Source organism: Streptococcus bovismuti (assembly GCF_042436615.2).
In the GTDB taxonomy this organism is placed as follows: Bacteria; Bacillota; Bacilli; order Lactobacillales; family Streptococcaceae; genus Streptococcus.
Genome location: NZ_JBHMFR020000001.1, coordinates 1 through 22720, shown reverse-complemented (window position 1 = coordinate 22720; position 22720 = coordinate 1). Strand labels below are relative to the sequence as shown.

The 22720-nt window shown below is 40.7% G+C and carries 18 protein-coding genes and 1 tRNA gene; 3 read left to right on the top strand and 16 right to left on the bottom strand.

Features of this window, described 5'->3' with window-relative positions:
• Nucleotides 1-67: 67 nt before the first annotated feature.
• Nucleotides 68-3640: a G5 domain-containing protein gene (locus tag ACERDH_RS00095; protein ID WP_386680755.1), complete on the bottom strand. Its 3573-nt coding sequence runs from the start codon at nt 3638-3640 to the stop codon at nt 68-70.
• Nucleotides 3641-4161: 521 nt separating this feature from the next.
• Nucleotides 4162-5724, bottom strand: a complete 1563-nt coding sequence (gene guaA / locus ACERDH_RS00090) for a glutamine-hydrolyzing GMP synthase (RefSeq protein WP_261011022.1) — start codon at nt 5722-5724, stop codon at nt 4162-4164.
• A 140-nt stretch (nt 5725-5864) separates the two neighbouring features.
• Here guaA and ACERDH_RS00085 point away from each other — a divergent pair, with 140 nt between their 5' ends.
• Nucleotides 5865-6563: a GntR family transcriptional regulator gene (locus ACERDH_RS00085; protein WP_261446058.1), complete on the top strand. Its 699-nt coding sequence runs from the start codon at nt 5865-5867 to the stop codon at nt 6561-6563.
• 147 nt (nt 6564-6710) lie between these two features.
• Here ACERDH_RS00085 and ACERDH_RS00080 read toward each other — a convergent pair whose 3' ends face one another.
• The 9 genes from ACERDH_RS00080 to ACERDH_RS00040 form a co-directional block, all read right to left on the bottom strand.
• Nucleotides 6711-7607 (bottom strand): DMT family transporter, encoded by an 897-nt coding sequence (locus tag ACERDH_RS00080; RefSeq protein WP_261043942.1) that lies wholly within the window; start codon nt 7605-7607, stop codon nt 6711-6713.
• Between the two features lie 8 nt (nt 7608-7615).
• Entirely contained in the window at nt 7616-8551 is a 936-nt protein-coding gene (locus ACERDH_RS00075; protein ID WP_261043941.1) for a serine hydrolase domain-containing protein, read from the bottom strand.
• The gene (locus tag ACERDH_RS00070; protein WP_386680749.1) at nt 8548-9273 is read right to left on the bottom strand and encodes a CppA N-terminal domain-containing protein; all 726 of its coding nucleotides are present in this window, start codon (nt 9271-9273) and stop codon (nt 8548-8550) included. The genes ACERDH_RS00075 and ACERDH_RS00070 overlap by 4 nt, the downstream gene beginning before the upstream one ends.
• Nucleotides 9274-9397: 124 nt before the next feature.
• The gene (gene gla / locus ACERDH_RS00065) at nt 9398-10303 is read right to left on the bottom strand and encodes an aquaglyceroporin Gla (protein WP_049551099.1); all 906 of its coding nucleotides are present in this window, start codon (nt 10301-10303) and stop codon (nt 9398-9400) included.
• Between the two features lie 158 nt (nt 10304-10461).
• Nucleotides 10462-11625 (bottom strand): ATP-grasp domain-containing protein, encoded by a 1164-nt coding sequence (locus ACERDH_RS00060; protein WP_386680745.1) that lies wholly within the window; start codon nt 11623-11625, stop codon nt 10462-10464.
• Nucleotides 11626-11637: 12 nt separating this feature from the next.
• Nucleotides 11638-12378, bottom strand: coding sequence for an esterase family protein (locus tag ACERDH_RS00055; RefSeq protein ID WP_261121511.1), 741 nt, complete (start codon nt 12376-12378; stop codon nt 11638-11640).
• A gap of 20 nt (nt 12379-12398) precedes the next feature.
• Entirely contained in the window at nt 12399-13223 is an 825-nt protein-coding gene (locus ACERDH_RS00050) for an alpha/beta hydrolase (protein ID WP_386680742.1), read from the bottom strand.
• A gap of 136 nt (nt 13224-13359) precedes the next feature.
• Nucleotides 13360-14574, bottom strand: a complete 1215-nt coding sequence (gene thiI, locus ACERDH_RS00045; RefSeq protein WP_386680737.1) for a tRNA uracil 4-sulfurtransferase ThiI — start codon at nt 14572-14574, stop codon at nt 13360-13362.
• Between the two features lie 8 nt (nt 14575-14582).
• Nucleotides 14583-15725 (bottom strand): cysteine desulfurase family protein, encoded by a 1143-nt coding sequence (locus ACERDH_RS00040; protein ID WP_386680734.1) that lies wholly within the window; start codon nt 15723-15725, stop codon nt 14583-14585.
• A gap of 138 nt (nt 15726-15863) precedes the next feature.
• Between ACERDH_RS00040 and ACERDH_RS00035 the strand changes: the two genes are divergently transcribed.
• On the top strand, nt 15864-16295 hold the full coding sequence (locus ACERDH_RS00035; protein WP_024057333.1) for a DUF6556 family protein: 432 nt from the start codon (nt 15864-15866) through the stop codon (nt 16293-16295).
• Nucleotides 16296-16339: 44 nt separating this feature from the next.
• On the opposite strand, the gene ACERDH_RS00030 is transcribed toward ACERDH_RS00035, so the two are convergent.
• The 4 genes from ACERDH_RS00030 to ACERDH_RS00015 all read right to left on the bottom strand — a co-directional run bounded on the left by ACERDH_RS00030 (nt 16340) and on the right by ACERDH_RS00015 (nt 22329).
• Nucleotides 16340-18643, bottom strand: a complete 2304-nt coding sequence (locus tag ACERDH_RS00030) for a DNA translocase FtsK (RefSeq protein WP_386680729.1) — start codon at nt 18641-18643, stop codon at nt 16340-16342.
• An 88-nt stretch (nt 18644-18731) separates the two neighbouring features.
• The gene (locus tag ACERDH_RS00025; RefSeq protein ID WP_153193786.1) at nt 18732-20684 is read right to left on the bottom strand and encodes a fructose-specific PTS transporter subunit EIIC; all 1953 of its coding nucleotides are present in this window, start codon (nt 20682-20684) and stop codon (nt 18732-18734) included.
• Nucleotides 20681-21592: a 1-phosphofructokinase gene (gene pfkB, locus ACERDH_RS00020; protein WP_120718851.1), complete on the bottom strand. Its 912-nt coding sequence runs from the start codon at nt 21590-21592 to the stop codon at nt 20681-20683. Before pfkB ends, ACERDH_RS00025 begins: the two co-directional genes overlap by 4 nt.
• Nucleotides 21589-22329, bottom strand: a complete 741-nt coding sequence (locus ACERDH_RS00015) for a DeoR/GlpR family DNA-binding transcription regulator (protein WP_237446774.1) — start codon at nt 22327-22329, stop codon at nt 21589-21591. Before ACERDH_RS00015 ends, pfkB begins: the two co-directional genes overlap by 4 nt.
• 161 nt (nt 22330-22490) lie before the next feature.
• Here ACERDH_RS00015 and ACERDH_RS00010 point away from each other — a divergent pair.
• A tRNA-Ser gene (locus ACERDH_RS00010) sits at nt 22491-22578 on the top strand.
• 60 nt (nt 22579-22638) lie between these two features.
• On the opposite strand, the gene ACERDH_RS00005 is transcribed toward ACERDH_RS00010, so the two are convergent.
• A partial coding sequence (locus tag ACERDH_RS00005) for an IS3 family transposase (protein ID WP_155169774.1) occupies nt 22639-22720 on the bottom strand: 82 nt, incomplete at its 5' end.

The following is a 22720-nucleotide window of genomic DNA, read 5'->3' as shown; positions in this document are numbered from 1 at the left end:
GCAAAAAGATTGTCAAAGAGAAAAAGCCCACAGATGTGAGCCCTTTTCTAATATAGGTTAGAAAAAACTATTTCTCCACTTCTTTTTTCTTGTGTGCAAGAAATCCAAATCCACTCAAAACTCCTAGAAGTCCTAAGACTACAAGATTAGCATGATCTTCTGTACCTGTATTAGGCAATTCCTCTCTCTTACTTGCTACAGAAGTCGGAATTTGTGAAGTTTCTTTTGTCGATTGTTCAGTTGGTGTCTTTGATTTTGGTACTTCTATCTTTGGTGCTTCTACTTTTGGTGCCTCAACTTTTGGTGCCTCAACCTTTGGTGCCTCAACCTTTGGTGCCTCAACCTTTGGTGTTTCAACTTTTGGCGTTTCAACCTTTGGTGTTTCAACTTTTGGTGTTTCAACCTTTGGTGTTTCAACCTTTGGTGTTTCAACTTTTGGCGTTTCAACCTTTGGTGCCTCAACCTTTGGTTTCGTACCTACTGTGATAACTTCTTCTACTGCTTCTTCAGTAATCGTGGTTGGTTCATTCGGTGTTACTGCTCCTGTATTAGGATCCAAGGTATAAGTTGTCGTAGTAGTTGTCTTACCAGATTTACCAGGTCTTGTTACTTCACGATAATCTTTATCTTTTGTACTATCTTCTACATAACGTGTTGTATATGGAGTAGTTGTTTCTACAACTTTAGGTTTAGTACCTACTGTGATAACTTCTTCTACTGCTTCTTCAGTAATCATGGTTGGTTCGTTCGATGTTACTGCACCTGTATTAGGATTCAAGGTATAAGTTGTCGTAGTAGTTGTTTTACCAGATTTACCAGGTCTTGTTACTTCACGATAATCTTTATCTTTTGTATTATCTTCTACATAACGTGTTGTATATGGAGTAGTTGTTTCTACAACTGTTGGTTTCGTACCTACTGTGATAACTTCTTCTACTGCTTCTTCAGTAATCGTGGTTGGTTCGTTCGATATTACTGTACCTGTATTAGGATTCAAGGTATAAGTTGTCGTAGTAGTTGTTTTACCAGCTTTACCAGATTTTGTTACTTCACGATAGTCTTTATCTTTTGCATTATCTTCTACATAACGTGTTGTATATGGAGTAGTTGTTTCTACAACTGTTGGTTTCGTACCTACTGTGATAACTTCTTCTACTGCTTCTTCAGTAATCGTGGTTGGTTCATTCGGTGTTACTGCTCCTGTATTAGGATCCAAGGTATAAGTTGTCGTAGTAGTTGTTTTACCAGCTTTACCAGGTCTTGTTACTTCACGATAGTCTTTATCTTTTGTATTATCTTCTACATAACGTGTTGTATATGGAGTAATTGTTTCTACAACTGTTGGTTTCGTACCTACTGTGATAACTTCTTCTACTGCTTCTTCAGTAATCATGGTCGGTTCGTTCGATGTTACTATACCTGTATTAGGATTCAAGGTATAAGTTGTCGTAGTAGTTGTTTTACCAGCTTTACCAGATTTTGTTACTTCACGATAGTCTTTATCTTTTACATTGTCTTCCACATAACGTGTTGTATATGGAGTAGTTGTTTCTACAACTGTTGGTTTCGTACCTACTGTGATAACTTCTTCTACTGCTTCTTCAGTAATCGTGGTTGGTTCGTTCGATATTACTGTACCTGTATTAGGATTCAAGGTATAAGTTGTCGTAGTAGTTGTTTTACCAGCTTTACCAGATTTTGTTACTTCTCGATAGTCTTTATCTTTTGTATTATCTTCTACATAACGTGTTGTATATGGAGTAGTTGTTTCTACAACTGTTGGTTTCGTACCTACTTTAACTACTTTAGGTTGCATTTCAGTACGTTTCTCAGTAGGTTGACCATCAGTAACTTCTCCTGTTAATTCGTTTACAATCTTAGGTGTTGAAGTTACAACCTTACCCGCAGTTCCATTATCGACAGTCTCATTGTCACCTACTTCCTTCGTTGGGTCTGCAACATAAGTAGTCTCAATCGGAATAGGAGTTTCAATCTCAACAGGTGATAAATTATTTTCATACTTTTGTTTATAAACATAAGTTATATTAGTTTCACCTTTTACAATCTCTGTAATATCTTGTTTATCTTGGTCTTTAAAGGTATAACGCTTGTTCTCAAAGTCAATATCCGTAGGATGAGTTAATGTAATTTGCTCCCCTACTGCTTTTACCTCACTTGTAACAGACGGTCGAATCTCAGCACCTTGTTCATTGACAAACTTTTGAGTAACCTTACCTTTATGTTGAACCTCTGTATAAGTCACCAAATGATAGTCACGAGATACACCGTTCAAAGCCTTATCTGGATCTATTATCTCAACCTTAGGAATCTTATTGGTGAAGGTATTTTGACTTAAATAAGCAGATATTTGTCCTCTTGGCATACGCGCATTTAGATAATTACTTGATGAAATCGTATTTTCACCTATAAGAGAATTTTCTCTCCTTAACTCGTATAGTACCTGTCCTGTTGAGCCAATAGGTGACCTTAATTCGAACTCTTTAATTTTTTTCTCAGGTACATCTGATGGTTTAATTACAGATTCACCACCGAAAGCCTGTTCATTTAATATTGTAGAGAGTAATTTATCTAACGGAATTTCTTGGCCTTTAGCATCTTTATAAGTAAATGTCTTAGTGTACTTAACTAAGTCCGATTGACCTGCAACCCGTCTAGATAAGTTCTTAACGAAAATTTCTTGTAAAATTGCTTGACCACGAATAATTACATAGACTTTCGTTTCCTCAGGTAAAGTGTAATTCAAACGGAGACTTGTATCAATACTTGCAACACCATATTTAGATGTTAATACACTGGTTGGATCTAAATTCACTGTGTAAGTAAAAGTTTCACCGTTTTTCGCTTCTACAATATATCCGCTATAACCAGCACTACTATCCTTAGCCCTAAGTTTCTCCAATCCCGGAAGATTAGCTGCTCCAGTTTTAACAGTTACGTGTGTGTCAGTCGTAGTTACATCGCGACCTAAAGCATCTGCAACGCCCTCTCTAGTTCTTACATCGACTGAGTCTGTGTTTAAATAACGAACTTCACCCTCAGTAGAAGTCAAATTACTGAGTGTTATTTCTTTATTGACATCATCGGACGCTAATCTTGAATTCACTTGACTTGCAATCTTATCTTTTACGTTGACATAATTTGCAGTAAGGTGATTATTTTTAAACTCTTCAATCTTAGCTCGATCAGCATCAGCTTGTACTTTCTCTGCTTTTGCAGACTCTAAATCACGAATTTGAGCATCTACTTTCTCTTCGGCAGTTGTGCGTATATGTGTAACCTCAGAAGAACTATTTGCAACACCTACATTTTCAGTGGGTGTTTCTGTAACCTTAACCCCGAAAGCTTTTACTTCTTCAACTTTAGCTTTTAACTCGGTTTCTTTTACCGTATGTGTTGTACTCGTTTCATACTCACTTTGAACCACAGTTTCGCTAGGAGGAGTCTGTGCTGCATTAGGAGGTGTACTTGAATTTGGTTGTTCGTCAGCGCTTACAATCCCATTTAAAAATAAACTCCCTAAAGCAGTCGTTAGGATAATGCCACTTAACAAACCTAACTTAGTTTTACGGAGATAGCCATGACCTTTTTCTTGTTTTACTGCTTTATGCAATAGAAACACCAACTTTCATTTATTTGTATTGTTAATATTATTACATAATTAACTAAAAAAGTAAAGGTATCAAGTCAAGAATTAAATACAATAAATTTATAAAAACTTCCTAACTACTGTACTAGAATTTTCTAAAATTCAAAAAACAATATCAGAACGGATTGATACTGATACGAAACAAAAAAACAAAATGACTCTTTATACATCTATGGTAGGATTCAAGACAGATTATTTATTTCTTAATCGATATATAAAAGGAATCCTGATTAAACTGTCTTTAAAACTTAAGAAATCAAGGATATGATAAAAGGAATGGATATCAGTATATCTATTTTTACCATCTCAAAAGTAGATCCAGAGAATATAACTGTTCTCTTATGATGAGACTTTGGAGGCAACCATTCTGTCTTGTTTTATGAAAGAATAGCTTAACCTTTTACTTAAAATATTCAGCTAAAAAAAGAGAGAACGATTTTGTTCTCTCGAAATCCTTATTTTTCATTTACTATAAGAGTAAAGTATTTATAGCTTTACTCCCACTCAACTGTTGCAGGTGGTTTACTTGTAATATCATAGACGATGCGGTTAACGTGGTCCACTTCGTTTACGATACGTACAGAAATCTTTTGAAGGACATCCCAAGGAATCTTTGCAAAGTCAGCTGTCATACCATCGATAGAGGTGATAGCACGGATTGCAATCGTGTAGTCATATGTACGACCGTCACCCATAACACCGACTGAACGAACGCCTGTGTTCACTGTGAAGTATTGCCAGATATCGCGGTCAAGACCTGCTTTAGCAATTTCCTCACGAAGGATAGCGTCTGATTCACGAACGGTTTCTAGTTTCTCTTCAGTGATTTCACCCATGACACGGATAGCAAGTCCTGGTCCTGGAAATGGTTGGCGCCATACGATATGGTCTGGCATACCAAGCTCTGTACCAAGGGCACGAACTTCATCTTTATAGAGAGTGTTGAGTGGTTCAATCAATTCAAACTGCATGTCTTCTGGAAGACCACCCACGTTGTGGTGTGACTTGATAGTTTGAGCTGTATCCGTACCAGACTCGATAACGTCTGTGTATAAGGTACCTTGAGCAAGGAATTTCACATCTTTGAGCTTACTTGCTTCGTCATCAAAGACATACACAAATTCGTTACCGATGATTTTACGTTTTTGCTCAGGGTCAGAAACGCCAGCAAGTTTATCAAGGAAACGTTTAGCAGCGTCTGCTTTGACGATATTCAAACCAAACTTACCACCAAGCATTTCCATAACTTGATCCGCTTCTCCTTTACGAAGAAGACCGTGGTCTACGAAGATACAGATCAATTGATCGCCAATCGCTTTTTGGAGAAGAACCCCAACGACAGATGAGTCAACCCCACCTGAAAGGCCAAGAAGGACACGTTTATCACCAACAGTTTCACGAATTTTTTGAATCTGCATATCAATGAAGTTATCCATTGACCAATCGCCTTTAGCCTTACAAATGTTAAGAGCAAAGTTACGAAGGATATCATTTCCGTATACAGAATGACGAACTTCTGGGTGGAATTGGATACCGTAAATGTGTTTATCTGGGTTTTCGATGGCTGCGTATGGGCAATCAGCTGATGTACCTGTACGAACAAAGTCGGCAGGAATCTCAGTAACTGCATCACCATGGCTCATCAAAACAGTCTGTTCGTCTGGTGTTGATTCAAAAAGAGCTGATGGGGTGTGAGTAAGAGTTGATTGACCGTATTCACGATTTCCAGCATCGCCTGCAGGAACAACTTTTCCTCCAAGTTTATGGGTCAACAACTGCATACCATAACAGATTCCCAAAATTGGAATTCCTAGTTCGAAGATTTCTGGGTCAATATCGAATGAACCATCTTCGTATACAGAGTTTGGACCACCTGAAAGGATGATTCCTACAGGGTTGATTTCACGAACTTCAGCAGCTGAAATTTTATGGCTCTTTAGTTCTGAAAAAACACCAATCTCACGGATACGGCGTGAAATCAGCTGGTTGTACTGGCTACCATAGTCCAAAACGATGATTTTTTCTACATCTTGCAAATCAGTTGAAATGTTGCTCATCTTTTTCCTTTCTCAAAAGAAATATCTTTTTCCAATATTCTATCACAAATAAGGGTGAATTACCAACTAAACAAGGCGAAGATTGACTTTTTCTAGTTTATTGGGGTACAATAGAGAAAAGATAGAAATGAAGTGAAAATATGCTACCAGCTTATATGAAAATCCATGATCAGATAAAAAAGGATATTGACGAGCACCGTTGGTCCATTGGTGAGAGGCTGCCGAGTGAAAGAGATTTGGCTGAACAATTCGAGGTCAGTCGGATGACCCTCCGCCAAGCCGTATCTCTATTAGTTGAAGAAGGCGTCTTAGAACGCCGTGTAGGAAGTGGCACCTTTGTTTCCAGTACTCGAGTACAAGAAAAGATGCGAGGGACAACCAGTTTTACTGAAATTGTTAAGTCCCAAGGTAAAGTACCCTCTAGCCAGCTCATTTCCTACAGAAAAACTATTCCCAATGAGCAGGAAGTTGCCAAGCTAAGAATTTCTCCTACCGAAAATATTATCCGAATGGAACGTGTTCGCTATGCCGACCAAGTCCCTCTGGTTTATGAAGTTGCTTCTATTCCTGAAAAATTCATTAAGGATTTTAAGAAAGAAGAAATCACCAGTCATTTCTTCCAAACCTTGCAAAAACATGGCTACCGTATCGGCAAATCACAGCAGACCATCTATGCTCGTCTCGCTAAGGAAAAAATTGCCCACTATTTGGAAGTTGAAAAAGGACATGCTATTCTTGGACTGACTCAGGTTTCTTACCTAGAAGATGGGACAGCTTTTGAATACGTAAAAAGCCAATATGTAGGCGAACGCTTTGAATTTTATCTTGAAAACAATTAATACTCTTCGAAAATCTCTTCAAACCGCGTCAACGTCGCCTTGCCGTACTCAAGTACAGCCTGTGGCTAGTTTCCTAGTTTGCTCTTTGATTTTCATTGAGTATAAAATACTACGCAAAAACTCTCTGTCACGGACAAAGAGTCTTTTTTATTTTTCTAAGAGTAAATCTTTCAAAGAAATCAGAGTTACTGCAATTAAAATCATTGCCATACCAAGAAAATCAATAGGATAAAATTGTTCATTCATGATCAGGAAAGCAAAGAAAACTGCCGAAATCGGCTCAATTGAAGCCAACAAGCTTGACTTGACCGGTCCTATCAGACTGGTTCCTTTAAGGAAAGCTGTATAGGCAAAGACAGTCCCGATAAGAATAATGCCCGCAAATGCAAGAAGAAAATCAAGACTAGTTGGAATAGTAGCCTGTAGAACTCCTGTAAAAGGAAGGGCGACCAAACCAGCTATGACCATTCCCACACCAATGACCAAACTGCTCCCCCACTTCTTAATCAAGGATATGGGCAAAATGATATAAAGTGCGTAAGTCAGAGCAGAAAAGAGACCCCAGAACAGGCCTGCAGGTGTCATGGATAACTGGTCCAACTGCCCATGAGTTGCGATCAAGAAGGTCCCTCCAATGGCTAATATGATGGAAACAATCTCTCCCAGTGTCGGCGCCACCTTATCCTTGATACAGCTATAAATCAAAATCCCGACAGGACAAACATACTGAAGTACCGTCGCGGTTCCTGCATTGGTTTCCTGAATAGCAGTTAGATAGGCAAATTGATTAAGAAAAAGTCCAATCAAAGCAAAAATGAGAAGAGACAGCAAACTCTTTCTATCCTTTAAAAAGGTCAGCATTTTATCCTTTGCAGTAGCATAAGCCAAGATCATGAGAATTCCACCAGCGATTAAAAGACGCAAGTTAGTCAAGACTAGAGCCGAAATTCCGTTTGCCATCAGGTATTGGCCACTCGTTCCAGACAAGCCCCAAGCAATACCAGCCACAACTGTTAATAGAGTCCCTTTTAAACTATTTGACATGTCTCTCCTTACTCTTCTTTACGAATCAAGTCCATCACTTGATTGCGATCTAAAATCCATTGAGCCCGCTCATCCTTTTCATAGGTACGATTCGATAGGAAAATAGCCGCTTCTTGCTTCTGACGATTCCACATGATAAAGGTACCTGTATAGCCCGTATGGTCTAGCCAATCTCCTTCCAAATTCCATGCTAAAGAACGTTCCTTGTCAACCAAAGGAGAAAAATTTTGACTCAAATCTCTTGCAAAATCATCTGCTAAATAGTATTCTAAAAAGATTTGTAAATCCTTTACAGTCGAAAACAAACCAGCACTACCAGCATGTCTGCCCAAGATACGAGCCTTGGGATCATGCACTATTCCTGCCTCCACACCTCTGACTGTTGGAACAGCAAGCTCAACAGGACCAAACTTAGTTTCCGTCATTCCCCAAGGTTTAAAAACTTGTTCTTGTAAAATCTCATCCAGGTCTTGATCAAAAATTCTCTCTAAAATAGAGCCCAACAGCAAAAAATGGACATCTGAATAAAGAAAGGCTGGCTGACTTCGTCTGTTGAGATGAAACATCGCTTCTTTTAATTCTGAGGCAGTTAAAAGATCACGATTGGGAATAAACGGATCAAGATTTGTAGCATGGGTTAAGAGCTGGCGAATAGTGATGTCTGGATAATCGCTCTCAGGTAAAAAATCGGTTACTGGTCTGTCAATATCTAATTGACCTTTATCCCACAAGAAGGTAAAAACGGTGCCAACCCCAACAACCTTGCTGACACTGGCTAGGTCGTAAACTAATCCTGCCTCAGTCTGCAAGCCATGCTCTGGGTCACTCAAGCCTAAATAGACCTCCGTCCATTGATTGTCCTTAAAATACGCAAAAGAGGCTCCGGGATAAATCCCTGCCTCGATTTGTTCTTCTATTTTTTTAATAATCTTGGTCCACTTCATACTTCTTCAAACCACAATTCAACATTATTTCTATCTTTACCAAGGAAGAATTTTTCAGACTTAGGAATAAAATATTCGGTAGACTCAAATTTCTTGCGAAGACTTGCTATATCTAGTTCATTGACCAAGAACTTAAGCATAGATAAGTCCCAAGTAACCGTATTGTCCACAGTCAAATCCTGCCCCTGAGCTGGGATAAAATCAAGTGATGCCCCCATTTCAGATGATTCCAAGAAACTTTCGATATCAGTTGGAAGGTGTAATTCCATAGAAATCTCAAACTTACTCAAAGAAATTGATTCCAAATCTGTTTGAAATTCAGGCTTTTCTTCTACTTCTACTAGACTGGCTCTATCATCTTCTGCATGAATCAAAATTAAATCATCTTCTGGTGAGAAAACTTCAAATGCGTAGCCATTATTCCCCTTATATAATTGGCGAATCGAATTTGTTTTAGATAAGAGTCCTTCAATTTCCAAAGGATTTTCCACCTTGACAATCAGTTTAGCCAGCTTTTTTCTTCCCTCTACCTTACGAGTACGCATACTTGGAGCTTCTTCTAAAACCAGCTTTTCAAGACCTGTTTGGTCACCTAGTGACAGAAAGGCCGACTCTTCTAACAAGGCCTTCATACCAAGGGTTTCAATATAAAATGTTTCATTTAATTTTCTATTATTAACTTTTAAAGTAGGAATAATCCGTACAATTTGATTTACATTCATAAATTCCTCCAACTCTTTTATTTTAAAGGATTTTAGAATTTTTTACAAGATATTATGCTCAAATTTACCGATTTTTCGTAAAAATTTCATCTAAAAAACCGAGGATTTCCTCGGTTTCAATTTCTTATAGGTAAAGGAATTTGAAGATAGCTACTGCCGCAATTGCTGCTGCGATCGGTGCTACTACTGGTACCCAAGAGTACCACCATTTTGAATCACCTTTGTGCTCACCAAGAACTGATTTTGGAAGGAAAGCATGAAGGAGACGTGGTCCCAAGTCACGGGCTGGGTTCAAGGCAGGTCCTGTAGGTCCACCAAGTGAAGTTACCAAGGCCATAACAAGGAATCCAAGTGCCAAGTGAGCAATTCCAAGACCAGATGTCATAAATGGTGCCACTTGTTCTTTAGCTTGGTCAAGTGCTGCTGTTACTTGCTCTTGAGGAATTGTTTGACCTTGAGTAGTTGCTTGAGCAACTTGAGCATTGATAGCGGCTTGTGCTTTTGATACTAGTTCAGCACCAAAGAAGTTTTTAGTCATTCCAAGAGCTGCAAAGAAAAGAACAAATGAACCAACAAACTCGTTTACAAAACCGTTAACAGTTGCTGCGAAACGTGCTTCTTTTGTACCATTATCCAAACTTGAAATGGTTGAGAAAGTACCCAAGATATTGTTTGGATTTTCAGTTTTCAAGTAATATGGGCGGTGTGTTGCCACAACCAAAGCTTGACCAAAGATAGCACCCAAAACTTGTGCAAGGATATAAGGCGCTACTTGTGCCCAAGGGAAAAGACCGCTAATCGCAAGTCCAAGAGTGAAGGCTGGGTTGATGTGGTTACCTGATACGTTACCAAACATCAAGGCTGGAATCATAACCCCCATACCATAACCAACAGCGATAACGATCCAGCCACTTTGATGACCTTTCGTACCTTTAAGTTCAACGTTGGCAACTGCACCATTTCCAAGAATGATCAAAATAGCAGTGGCCAAAAATTCAGTGGCATATTTAATTGCCCATGTGAAATCCATTTGATAGATTCTCCTTAAAATTTTTTAGACAATCCTTATTCTATCAATTTTTATATCTTTTAGCAATATGTTTTCTAAAAGATTAACTGGGAAAACGCTTTTATTCAGGGAATTTAAAAAGACTTAACAAATAAAGCTTGTTAAGTCTTCATATCCTATTATTGACGTTGTCCGAAATCAGCAATCATTTGCTCCATTTCTTGTCGACTCGGAGTTGTCAGCATATAAAGGTAATCTCCTTGAAGTTCCGCAAAGGCCGCTGGCATGATTTTCTTAACCTTGAACTGCTGGCTGTATTTAGCAATCAAGTCCTCCTCAGAATAGACATAATGAGCATTTGCACGGCGAGACGTAGCCAAACAATACTGAGGTTCAAAGTCTGTTACTGGGAACTCTTCTCCTGCGACTATAGATGCATAGCCACGATAAAGATCCAAGGAATGAGCAAAATTATAAACATCAATAGTGAAACCACCTGCAGGGCGGTTATTGTACTCAATGGCGATGTAATCATCCCCTTCACGGAAGAACTCAATATGGAAGAACCGTTCTTTCATACCAAATTCCTTGACAATCGCTTCACCATACTTGCGAAGTTTAGGATCCATGTCCTTAAGAACATAGTAGGAATTGTCCATCTTGTAAATCATAAGATCCAGAGGTGTATAGGCGTAATCAAAGGTTGTTGAGAAGACAATTTTACCATCCTTGTCCACAAGACCATCAAAGGTACAAATTTCGCTAGAGGTGACAAATTTCTCAAAGAAATAAACAGTTGAATGATCCCACTCAGTCTTGAAGTGATTGATATCGTCTTCTGTCTCAAGCTTAAATGTTGCGGCTGCTCCCACTCCATTATCAGGTTTGGCAATCATTGGCAGGCCGATTTCATTCACTGCTTGATCAACATCTGCTTCCGTCTTGATAACAGCTCCAGGGACCACAGGAACACCTGCTTTTTTGAAAAGCTTCTTCATTTCAGACTTAAATTTCGTCTTTTTGAGATCCTCTGGTTTGGCACCAAAGACATTGAATTGTTCTCTGAGTGTTGCATCCAGCTCAAGCCAGTATTCATTATGAGACTCGATGCGGTCAATTGGGCCATGTTTATAAAAGAGAAAAGCAACTGCACGTTTGACTTCATCTACATTTTCAAGATTGTCAACACGGAAGTACTCGGTCAGGCTATTGCGTAAAGGTTCATCCAATTGCTCATAAGGCTCTTGACCAATTCCCAAGACGGTGATACCTTTATTGGCAAGTTCGATGGTAAACTGTTGAAAGTTTTGTGGATAGTAGGGAGAAATAACAAGGTAATTCATAGGTAACTCCTTTTATAGATACAGGTGTCCAAGAAAATAGGGCATTTGTTTACGCCACCATTCCCAGTCATGGGCGACATCATGTCCCCATTCAGCAAACCAGGCTGGAATTTGTTTCTGGTCAAAGGCTTCTTTGAGCTTGTAGAAAGACGGTAGTCCGTCATGTTCCCAGGCACCAAGCCCCGTACAAAGCACAATCTCCGCCTGACGGTAACGGTCAATAAACCAGCCGTCGTTCTGATTCCAGATATAATCTACTGGCGAGTTTTGGTAAATAGCATCGTCATTGTAGTAATCTCCGACAAAGAAACGTGCGTCGTAGACACCACTAAGAGCAATTACTTTGGTAAAGACATCTGGATGCTGGAGGAAGAAATTGACAGCATGGTATGCGCCCATGGAGCAGCCTGTCGTCATCATGCCATCAAACCAACCTGTCTTATGCTTGATAAAAGGAATGGCCTCCTCAATCACATAGCGTTCATAGGCACGGTGCATCTCTGCTTGGTCGTGACCATTTTTCCAAGTGGCCAACCAGCTCTCACTATCCACACTAGATAGGGTAAAGAACTGAACACGGCCTTCCTCGATAAAGGAAGCACAGGAATCAATCATGCCAAAATCATAGTATTCATTGTGACTGCCACCAGATGAAGCAAAGACCACAACTGGAATCCCAGCATGCCCATAACGGTTGAGGTACATTTCACGGTTGAGGTGACCACTCCAGTGACTAAGATGTTCAATATGCATTATCTTTCTCCTTTCTTAACTTACCATTTTTCTGCAAAAAATCTCAGACAGTCTGGTAAATTTTCCGACCATGGAATCTCACTATGGATGGCACCAGACTGAACTTTCAAGACAAGATTATCCAGATGAACCCCCCCAGCAATCAAATCATGGTAATAGCGAAGCGACGAGTCGATATAGGCTTGTTTGATATTGCCAGCCATCAAGGTCTTGTCTGTGTCATCTGCTTCTTCTGTTCCTACATAGATGAAGATGCGCTGGTCAGGCGACAGTTTTTGGCGCTCGATATAACGGTTAAATGCTTCTTGGTGGAGCCAGTTTGCAGATGAAAAAACCCCTAGACAACCAATTTGGTCTTGGTATTCCAAACCGATAAATTGGGTAATATTGCCTCCTAGTGAGGACCCAATCATAGCCGTATGTTGGCGGTCAGCTTTGGTACGGTAGGTCTCATCGATAAAAGGTTTGACCACATCCATGACAAACTCGGCATACTCCACACCTTTACCATCAAACTGCTGCCCCGGAATAGGAGATTCTTGGAACTTCCAAGCCGCATACTCATTCATCCGCCCCATACCATCATTGTCAATAGCAACGACAATCATGCGACTGATATCCGGATTTCGTTTAATAGCTGGAATAATCTTCCAGGAGTGACCAATGAAAGACTCTTTGCTATAAAAAACATTTTGCCCGTCATGAAAGTAAACAACAGGATAGGAACGATCAGTATCTTTCTCATAATCTTTAGGCAGAAGAACACGTACACGGCGTTCCTTACCTGTATAAGGAACCTTGAGTTTGTGTTCTTTCATTTTTAAATAAAAGTAGGATTGATTCATTGTCAGAAAACTCTCTATATTCAAAATTTTATTTCATTATATCACAATTATAGAAAAAAAGTTAGTTTTGCTTCCATTTTTGGATTAAAAACTAACTTTTTATTTATTTTTTCTAAATTCTTTTGGATTTTCTGATTTAGAGGAGATTATCAATCAAGTCATCCACTTCATCTTTTTCAGCTTGAGGTGTAATCTCGGTAATCATGATACCAGCCACTGATCGATCAACCAAGGCTTCAACATCCATGCGCGCTTCGTACTGCTCCGCATTCTTAATCTTAGGATTTGTTTTTGGACGATCTGGTGCAAAAATCGTACAACAGTCTTCAAAGGGCTGGATTGAAATGTCAAAGGTATCAATTTCTTGTGCAATATCGATGATTTCCAACTTATCCATGGTTACAACTGGACGGATGATGGGAGTATTGGTAACGGCATTGATAGCCTGCATGCTTTCAAGGGTTTGGCTGGCTACTTGTCCTAGACTCTCCCCATTGATGATAACCAAACCATTTCGTACCTCACGAATACGGTCGGTAATCCGCATCATAAAGCGACGAGTTAGAGTCATCAAATAAGCCTCTGGCGCTTTAGCCTTGATTTCCTCTTGAATCTCAGTGAAAGGCACCTCGATAAACTGGATATTTCCCCCGAACTTGGTCAATTTACGGGTCAAATCTTGAGCTTTTTTAAGGGCACCAGGACTCGTGTAAGGTGGACTAGCAAAGTGAACGGCTTCGATATCCACTCCACGTTTCAAAGCAAGATAACCTGCTACAGGTGAGTCGATCCCTCCTGACAGCATGAGCATCCCTTTACCTGAAGTTCCAACTGGCAAACCACCCGCTCCACGAATGGTTTCATAAGAAAGATAGGCTGCTTCTTCACGAATCTCCACCTGAAGATTGATGTCAGGACTTTTCATTTGAGCTTGCACATTTGGAATGGCTTCGAAAACAGCTCCTCCAAGTGTTTGATTGAGTTCACGACTATCCAACTCAAAGTTGTGGTCGCTACGCTTGCTAGAAATTTTAAAGGTCATGCCATCCTTGTAGATGTCCTGCATAATCTCTTGGACAGCAGACTTCAAAATTTCTACAGATTTTTCAACCTTGTATACAGGGGAAAAGTTTTGAATTCCAAAAACTTGTTTGAGCGATTCTGCTACTGCTGTGTAATCTGCTCCATTGAGGTAAGCATGGGCACGGTCACGATCTGCCGTTACCTTAACTTGGGGATAGATAGACAAAACGTCTGAAATATTATTGCGAAGTTTATTGATGAAACTCATACGGTTTTTACCCTTGGTTGACAACTCACCGTAGCGAATCATAATTTCTGAATATTGCATGAATGCTCCTATCTTACTTTTCTAGTTTGATTGTAAATCAATTTTAACTTGGTCAAAAACTGCTCGACCTGACTCATATCATTTTCAAGGTCTAGGCTAAGACGCACAGCTGACTGGGCCTTATCTTTATCCACTCCCATGGCAATCAAGGTACCTGCAGGTTTTCCAGCCTTGGACGAACAAGCAGAAGTCGTAGAAATAAAAATATCATAGTCTTCAAAGGCATGAACGATAACTTCTCCACGAACACCCTTGATTCCAAAAGTCAGGATATGAGGGGCAAAGTCTTCCTCATCTGAGAAGATAAAAATATCTGGATAGTCCAGAAGGGCTCGACGAATCACTGCCTTCATCTGGCCAGTCTTACTCGTAAAGAAATCTAGCTTTTCCATAGACAAACGCAGAGCCTTGGCTGTCGCTGCAATCCCTGCCACATTTTCAGTTGTCGAGCGATAATCACGCTCCTGACCACCACCTGTTAAAAGAGGCGTAATCTTCTTGCCAGACTTGATATAGACAAATCCAACACCTCGAACTCCGTGAAACTTGTGACTAGAGAAAGTTGCAAAATCCACTCGTTCTGTCAGATATTTTTCAGTCGGAATCTTGGCAAGTGCCTGAACAGCATCAACGTGGAAGGAAATAGTCGGCTTGTCTGCCAACAGTTCTGAAATAGCCTCAATGGGCTGGATAGAGCCGATTTCATTGTTTACAGCCATGACAGAAACGAGGGTCGTATCAGGTCTTATCAAATCTGCTAACGCTTCAACATCCACAAATCCTTTGTTATCAACTGGAGCAAAATCTACTTCAAATCCTTGAGATTTCAACCAGAGAGCTGACTCTTTGACTGCCGGATGTTCAATGGCTGATACGATGATGTGCTTGCCAAATTGAGCTTTTTCAAAGGCGACACCCTTGATGACCCAGTTATCTCCTTCTGTCCCACCAGAAGTAAAGAAGATTTCATCGCTTTTCTTACCGATTAAATCTGCAATCTGTTGGCGAGAAGCATCTAAGATTCGTGTTGCCTGGTCTCCCAAACGATGGAGACTAGATGGATTTCCTAAAATTTTTGAAGCGACCTGCATATAAGTTTCAAGGGCTTCAGGATAGGGCTTGGTCGTCGCCGAATTATCAAAGTAAATCATGTTTTCTCACGCTTTCTAAAATCACTCCTTCTATTGTATCATGAAACGGAGCCTGCGACAAGAAAGGGCAATTCCTCTTTTTTTAAGATTTTTTTAAAGAAATGCGGTATAATAAATTTTAATTAAAGGAGAGAATATATGTCTAATTATCGTAGAACTTCAAAACCAAAAACAGAACACATCAAAAAAGGCTTTACGGTCTTTCAAAAAACTGTTGCCACTATCGGTAGTATCCTTGGCTTAATTACTGCAAGTATCACTATCATGAACGCCTTGGATAATAATAAAAATACTAAAAAAGAACCTACGACAAGCCAGACGACAACAATTGTCAAAGAAATTCAAAAGGAATCCCCTCAGGAAAACACTAGTCCCAATAAGGAAAATAACACTTCTCAAGAAAAAACACAGCAAGAGGAAACACCAAAATCTAGCGTCAAGGAAGAGAAAAAAGAAGAGCAGAAAGCAGCAACTCAGGATTCTTCTACTCCTACTCCAAGTAAACCTGCCGCTGATAATGAAAAACAGTCCAATAATACTCCAACTTCAGAAAATAAAAGTAATCAATAGCCAGTAAAATAGCTTCCCTCCAAACTTGGAAAGAAGCTATTTTTTTATTGTTGTAAAACTTTTCTTGGTTTGGTACCTTCAGCTGGACCAATGACACCTGCTATCTCAAGCTCTTCCATGAGACGGGTCGCACGATTAAATCCAACTGACAAACGACGCTGAATCATAGATGCGCTGGCTTTCTGGGTCTCAATGACCAAAGCCTTGGCTTCTTCAAAGAGCGGGTCACCACCAGATTCACCATCTGAAAATTCTCCTTCATTTTCAGAAACCTCACCTGGATCAAAACTCTCATCGTAGTCCGCATCTGCCTGAGCCTTGATAAAGTTTACGATGCGTTCAACATCATCATCCGAGATAAAGGATCCTTGGAGACGAACTGGATGATTTTCATCAATCGGTTTAAAGAGCATGTCCCCTCGGCCAAGTAGTTTCTCAGCTCCATTTTCATCCAAGATAGTACGGGAGTCTGTCCCTGATGAAACCGCAAAAGTCACTCGAGATGGGACATTGGCCTTGATCAGACCAGAAATGACATCAACCGATGGACGCTGGGTTGCAAGAATCATGTGGATACCTGCAGCCCGCGCCTTCTGCCCAAGACGAATGATGGCATCTTCCACTTCCTTGCTGGCCACCATCATAAGGTCAGCCAACTCATCCACAATCACGACAATAAGCGGTAGCGGAATTTGCTTGTACTCAGACTGGGCATTGAACTCTTCTACCTTGGCATTAAAGCCTGCAATATTCCGAACTCCTACCTTGGCAAAGAGTTCATAACGATTTTCCATTTCATCCACAACCTTTTGCAGAGCCTTACTGGCTTTGCGTGGATTGGTCACAACTGGAATCAAGAGGTGGGGAATGTCATTGTAAACAGACAACTCAACCATCTTAGGATCGACCATCATAAATTTAACTTGGTCAGGTCTCGCCTTCATGAGGATGCTAGCGATAATGCCGTTAACAGCTACTGACTTCCCTGAACCCGTTGAACCTGCAACTAGCAAGTGGGGCATCTTGGAAAGGTCAAAAGCTCTTGCGGTGCCATTAACTGCCTTTCCTAGAGGAATTTCTAAGAGATTTTCTGCTTTCGTTTGAGATTGTTCCCATAGTTCGCGGAAGGATACCGTCGCAATCTCAGAGTTAGGAACCTCAATCCCGACTAAGGATTTACCAGGTATTGGAGCCTCAATCCGGACATCCTTGGCTGCCAAGGCTAGAGCGAGGTCATCTGCTAGATTGGAAATGCGGTTAACCCGTACACCGACTGCTGGCTTGACTTCATACTTGGTCACTGACGGCCCAATTTCAGCCCGTTCAACCGTTACCTTAATACCAAAACTAGCAAAAGTTTCTTCTAGGATTTTGATGTTTTCACGAACGATTTTCTTCTCTTTCGACTGGTCTTTTGGTTTATCTGGGGCAAAGAGTTGTAAGCTTGGAAGTTTGTATTCAAGGGCTTCCTTTGCTGAAAAATCGACCTGAACATCTTCGTCATCAGAGCCATCTCCCTGTTCAGTGAATTCAAGTTCAGCTTGAGGCAAGATGATCTCTGGTTCTACCCACTCTTCTTCTGGAACAGGTGGAACGTCAAGCACAACATCTTCTGTAAGAATTTCACCCGTTTCCATATCAACAGGAGGCATATCGAGTAAGGCTTTTTCAGCCTCTTCTTTTTCTAATCTAGCCTCTTCCTCAGCCTTTTGACGAGCTTTTTCTTCTTGTTTGACAAAGCGTTCCTCTTTTCGACGCTCATGCCCTTCTCGCCATTTGGCAAAGCCTCTACTGAAAAATTCAGCAATATCGTAAACAGACCAAGGACTGACTAGGAGAGCACCCACTAAAATCAAGATAGAACCAATAAAGTAAGTACCGATATTTGAGAAGAGAAAGGCTGTTGGCACATAGAGTCCAACACCAATCAAGCCTCCACCAGCAAAACTGGTCGTTCGAAAACCAGTCAAATCAGTCACAACCTGAGCCATGGTTCCTTTTAAGACCGACTTGTCCAAACCATATTTCCAAACTAAGTAGGCCTCAAAAATCAAGAGCAAACCTGCAAATATGGTGAAAAAGCCAGATAGGAGCCCTTCCTGTTTTCGTATCCACTTGAAGAAGAAGAGATAGAGCAGGATACCAAATATTGCCAGATAAGCTAGGCTACCCACTAGCAAGCGAATTAAATTGTAAAGGGTTATACCTGCAGCCCCTAATTTGAAGGCTGCGAAAATCAATAAAAGGGCGATTCCTAACGAAATCAACATTCGTTGAATCGCTTCTTTTCTTTCGAGTTCTGCTTTAGACGGTCTCCGTCTTGTTTTACTTGTATTCTTGTTTGCCATTCTTCTATTATACCATATTTCACAGGCATTTCGGAAAGAGAAAAAGACTGCACCAAACGGTCCAATCTTTTTATTTTCTATCTAATTTTTATGCTTGTGGTTTGCGTAGGTAACCATAGACCACACCACTTACAATTGCTCCTACCAAGACAGAAACGAGGTAAAGGAGAGCATTTGAAGTAAGGGCGATAACGAAGATTCCTCCGTGTGGCGCCATGAGTTTGATACCAGTAAGACCAACGAGGCCACCTGCTACTGCTGAACCAAGGATGAAGCTTGGGATCGCACGAGCTGGGTCAGCGGCACCAAATGGAATTGCTCCCTCAGTGATAAATGACAAGCCCATGATAATGTTTGTCAAACCAGAGTTGCGTTCTTCTTTAGTAAATTTGTCTTTAAAGAGAAGAGTTGCGACAAAGATTGCAAGTGGTGGTACCATTCCTCCAGCCATAACTGCTGCCATAGCCACAGAACCACCTGAAGAAACAGTCGCTGCAAGCGTACCTGTACCAAATACATAAGCCGCTTTGTTAACTGGTCCACCCATGTCAACAGCCATCATTCCACCAAGGACGATACCGAGAAGGACAGCTGAACCACCTCCAAGACCGCCTAGGAAGTCATTCATAGCAGTGTTGATTGCTGCCATCGGGATGTTAACAGCTAGCATGACAAATCCTGTCAAGATTGTCCCAAGAAGTGGCAAGAGAAGGATTGATTTTGCACCTTCAAGTGAACGAGGAACTTTAACGTATTTCTTGATAGCAAGAACCAAGGCACCTGCTATAAATCCACCAACAAGGGCACCTAGGAAACCAGATGAGACACCTGCAAGAGTTGAAGTTGCTTCACCACCTGCAGCATAAGGAATTTTACCAAAGGCAAAACCTTCTTTAGCAATAGCACCAGCCACGAAACCTGCTACCAAACCTGGTTTTTCAGCGATAGAGTAGGCAACATAACCTGCAAAGACTGGGAGCATCAAGCCAAAGGCTGCACCACCAATTTTCATGAACATAGAAGCTAACTCATGGTAAGAACCAAGATTGCCAAGGTTTTCATTTGGAACACCCAAAGCACCGTCAATCAAGAAGGCAAGGGCAATCATGATACCACCACCAATAACAAATGGCAACATTTGCGATACACCACTCATCAAGTGTTTGTAGAAGGCACCACCAAGGCTTTGTTTTTCGTTAGAGGCTGTTGCAGCTTTTACACCATTAGCGGCACAGTAAACTTCAGCATCTCCTGATAGAGCCAAGTTAATCAATTCTTCCGTTTTACGGATACCGTCAGCCACTGGACGATTGATCAAAGGTTTGCCATCAAAACGATCCAGCTCAACAGCCTTGTCTGCTGCGATGATAACAGCTTTAGCCTTGCGGATGTCTTCAGCAGTTAGTTGGTTTCCAACGCCGCTAGCACCGTTGGTTTCAACCTTGATCCCAACACCCATTTCAGCAGCCACTTTTTGAAGGGCTTCTTGGGCCATGTAAGTGTGGGCAATACCTGTCGTACAAGCTGTAACAGCTACGATAAAGTCACCCGAGTTATTAGCAGGTACTTGAACAGGCTCTTCAGTTTTTTCTGAAGCTTGGTTAAAAAGTTCGATAACTTGGTCAGCTGATATTGCTTGACGAAGTTTATCAGCAAAACCGTCTTTCATCAAGTATTGGGACAATTCTGCCAAGGCTGCTAAGTGAGTATCATTGGCACCTTCTGGAGCCGCAATCATGAAGAAGAGGTCTGTTGGTTGCCCATCCAAGCTCTCGTAGTCAACACCCTTGTTTGACTTAGCAAAGAGAACAGTCGCCTCTTTGACAGCAGCGTTTTTGCTGTGAGGCATAGCGATTCCGTCACCCAAGCCTGTAGAAGTCAAAGCTTCACGCGCCAAGATTCCTTCTTTAAAGGTTTCAAAATCTGTCACATAACCGTGGTCTGTCAAACTTTTAATCATCTCGTCGATGACAGCTGTTTTTTCAGTCTCCTGCAAATCCAGCAACATAACATCTTTTCTCAATAGGTCTTGAATTTTCATCTTTTTTCTACCTCAACTTTTTCATATGTTTCTTTAATAAATTCTGCCGTTGCCAAATCATCTGAGAAGGTAGTTGCTGTTCCACAAGCAACTCCCCATTTGAAGGCTTCTACTGCGTCTTTTGATTTGACAAATTCACCTGTGAATCCGGCAACCATAGAATCACCAGCACCAACTGAATTTTTGACTGTCCCTTTGATTGGTTGAGCAAAGTATGCTCCCTCAGATGTGACAAGAAGGGCACCATCACCAGCCATAGAGATAATGACGTTTTGAGCACCTTTAGCCAATAACTCACGAGCGTATTTCTCGATTTGATCCAAACTTTCGAGTTTCACTCCAAAGATAGCTCCAAGCTCGTGATTATTTGGTTTGACCAAAAGTGGTTGATAGTCCAAACTATCAATCAAGGTCTGTCCTTCAAAGTCACAAACGACTTGCGCACCAGTCTGGCGTGTCAAGGCAATTAGATCCTTGTAGATGGCATTGCCTAGATTTTTAGTACTTGAACCTGCAAAGACAACTATATCTTCTGCTGTCAGACTAAATAAAATAGCTTTCAATTCTTCTAGCTGATCCGGCTCAACAGTTGGACCAGTCCCATTGATTTCTGTCTCTTGGTCTGCTTTGATTTTAACATTGATACGAGTATCTTCTGATACTTGGACAAAACGTGTCTCGATTTCTTCCTCTGCTAAAGTATCTGTGATAAATTTACCAGTAAAGCCTCCGATAAATCCCGTCGCAGTATTGGGTATATCCAAACGTTTCAAAACACGACTGACATTGATTCCTTTCCCTCCAGCAAACTTATCATCACTGTCCATACGATTGACACTACCGACTTGGACTTGGTCCAAACGAACGATATAATCAATAGATGGATTGAGTGTGACTGTATAAATCATACTTCTATTACCTCCGTTTTCTCCTTAATAGCCTGCAAGAGCTCATGCCCTTGACTTGTGATAACAATAGCTCGTTTGAGTGGTGCTACTTTGGCAAAGCAAGTTTGTCCAATTTTTGACGAATCCACCAAGACATAGGTCTGTTTGGCATTCTCTAAAATAGCACGCTTAACAGCTCCCTCCTCCATATCAGGAGTCGTATAATAGCCATCGTCCACACCATTCATTCCGATAAAGGCACGGTCAAAGTGCAATTGGTTAATCTGGTTAAGAGCAACGCCCCCTATGCTAGCATCTGTCGCCATCTTGACACTTCCTCCAACCATGACAGTTGGAATCTGCTTTTCAACCAACTGTGCGGCATGGTGAATCGAGTTGGTCACGACTGTAACATTCTTATTGCCCAATTCATGAATCAAAAAGGCAGTTGTTGTTCCAGCATCGATAAAGATGACATCTTGTTCCTTGATGAGAGAGGCCGCCTTCTGAGCTAACAACTTCTTCTCTTGAAGGTTTTTGACAGATTTTTCTTGAAGGGTTTCTTCTTCTTGCAAGGAATGGGGCAATTCTGCTCCACCATGTACGCGACGAAGCTTGTTTTCCGCTTCCAACTCATCCAAATCTCTTCGAACCGTTGATTCTGACGTTTCTAACAAACTAACTAATTTTTCTAGAGAAACTACATGATGTTGATTTAACTCCTCTAAAATCAGTTGCTTCCGCTCTGTTTTTAACACTGAATCACCTCCTGTTATCGTTTACACTATTCATTCTATCACACTTTCTTTCAAAGTCAAGCGCTTTTTGTCATTTTCTTTCAAAATCTATCATTTTTCTTATTTCCAAAATTTTTATTGCAAGATAAGAGCCTTTATGGTAGACTATTTGAGTAAGTATTGGAAGATTACTCAAGAGGCTTAAGAGGCCGTGTTGGAAACGCGGTAGGCGTGTTAAAGCGTGCGTGGGTTCGAATCCCATGTCTTCCGTTTATTTTAAAAAAGATACCCAAGAAATCTGTACTGACCCCAAAAAGTTAGACAATTAATTTAAGCAAAGGATTTAGTTCTGTATTGTACAGGGCTAAGTCCTTTTAGTTTTACCTTAATTCGTTTGTTGTTGTAGTAATCA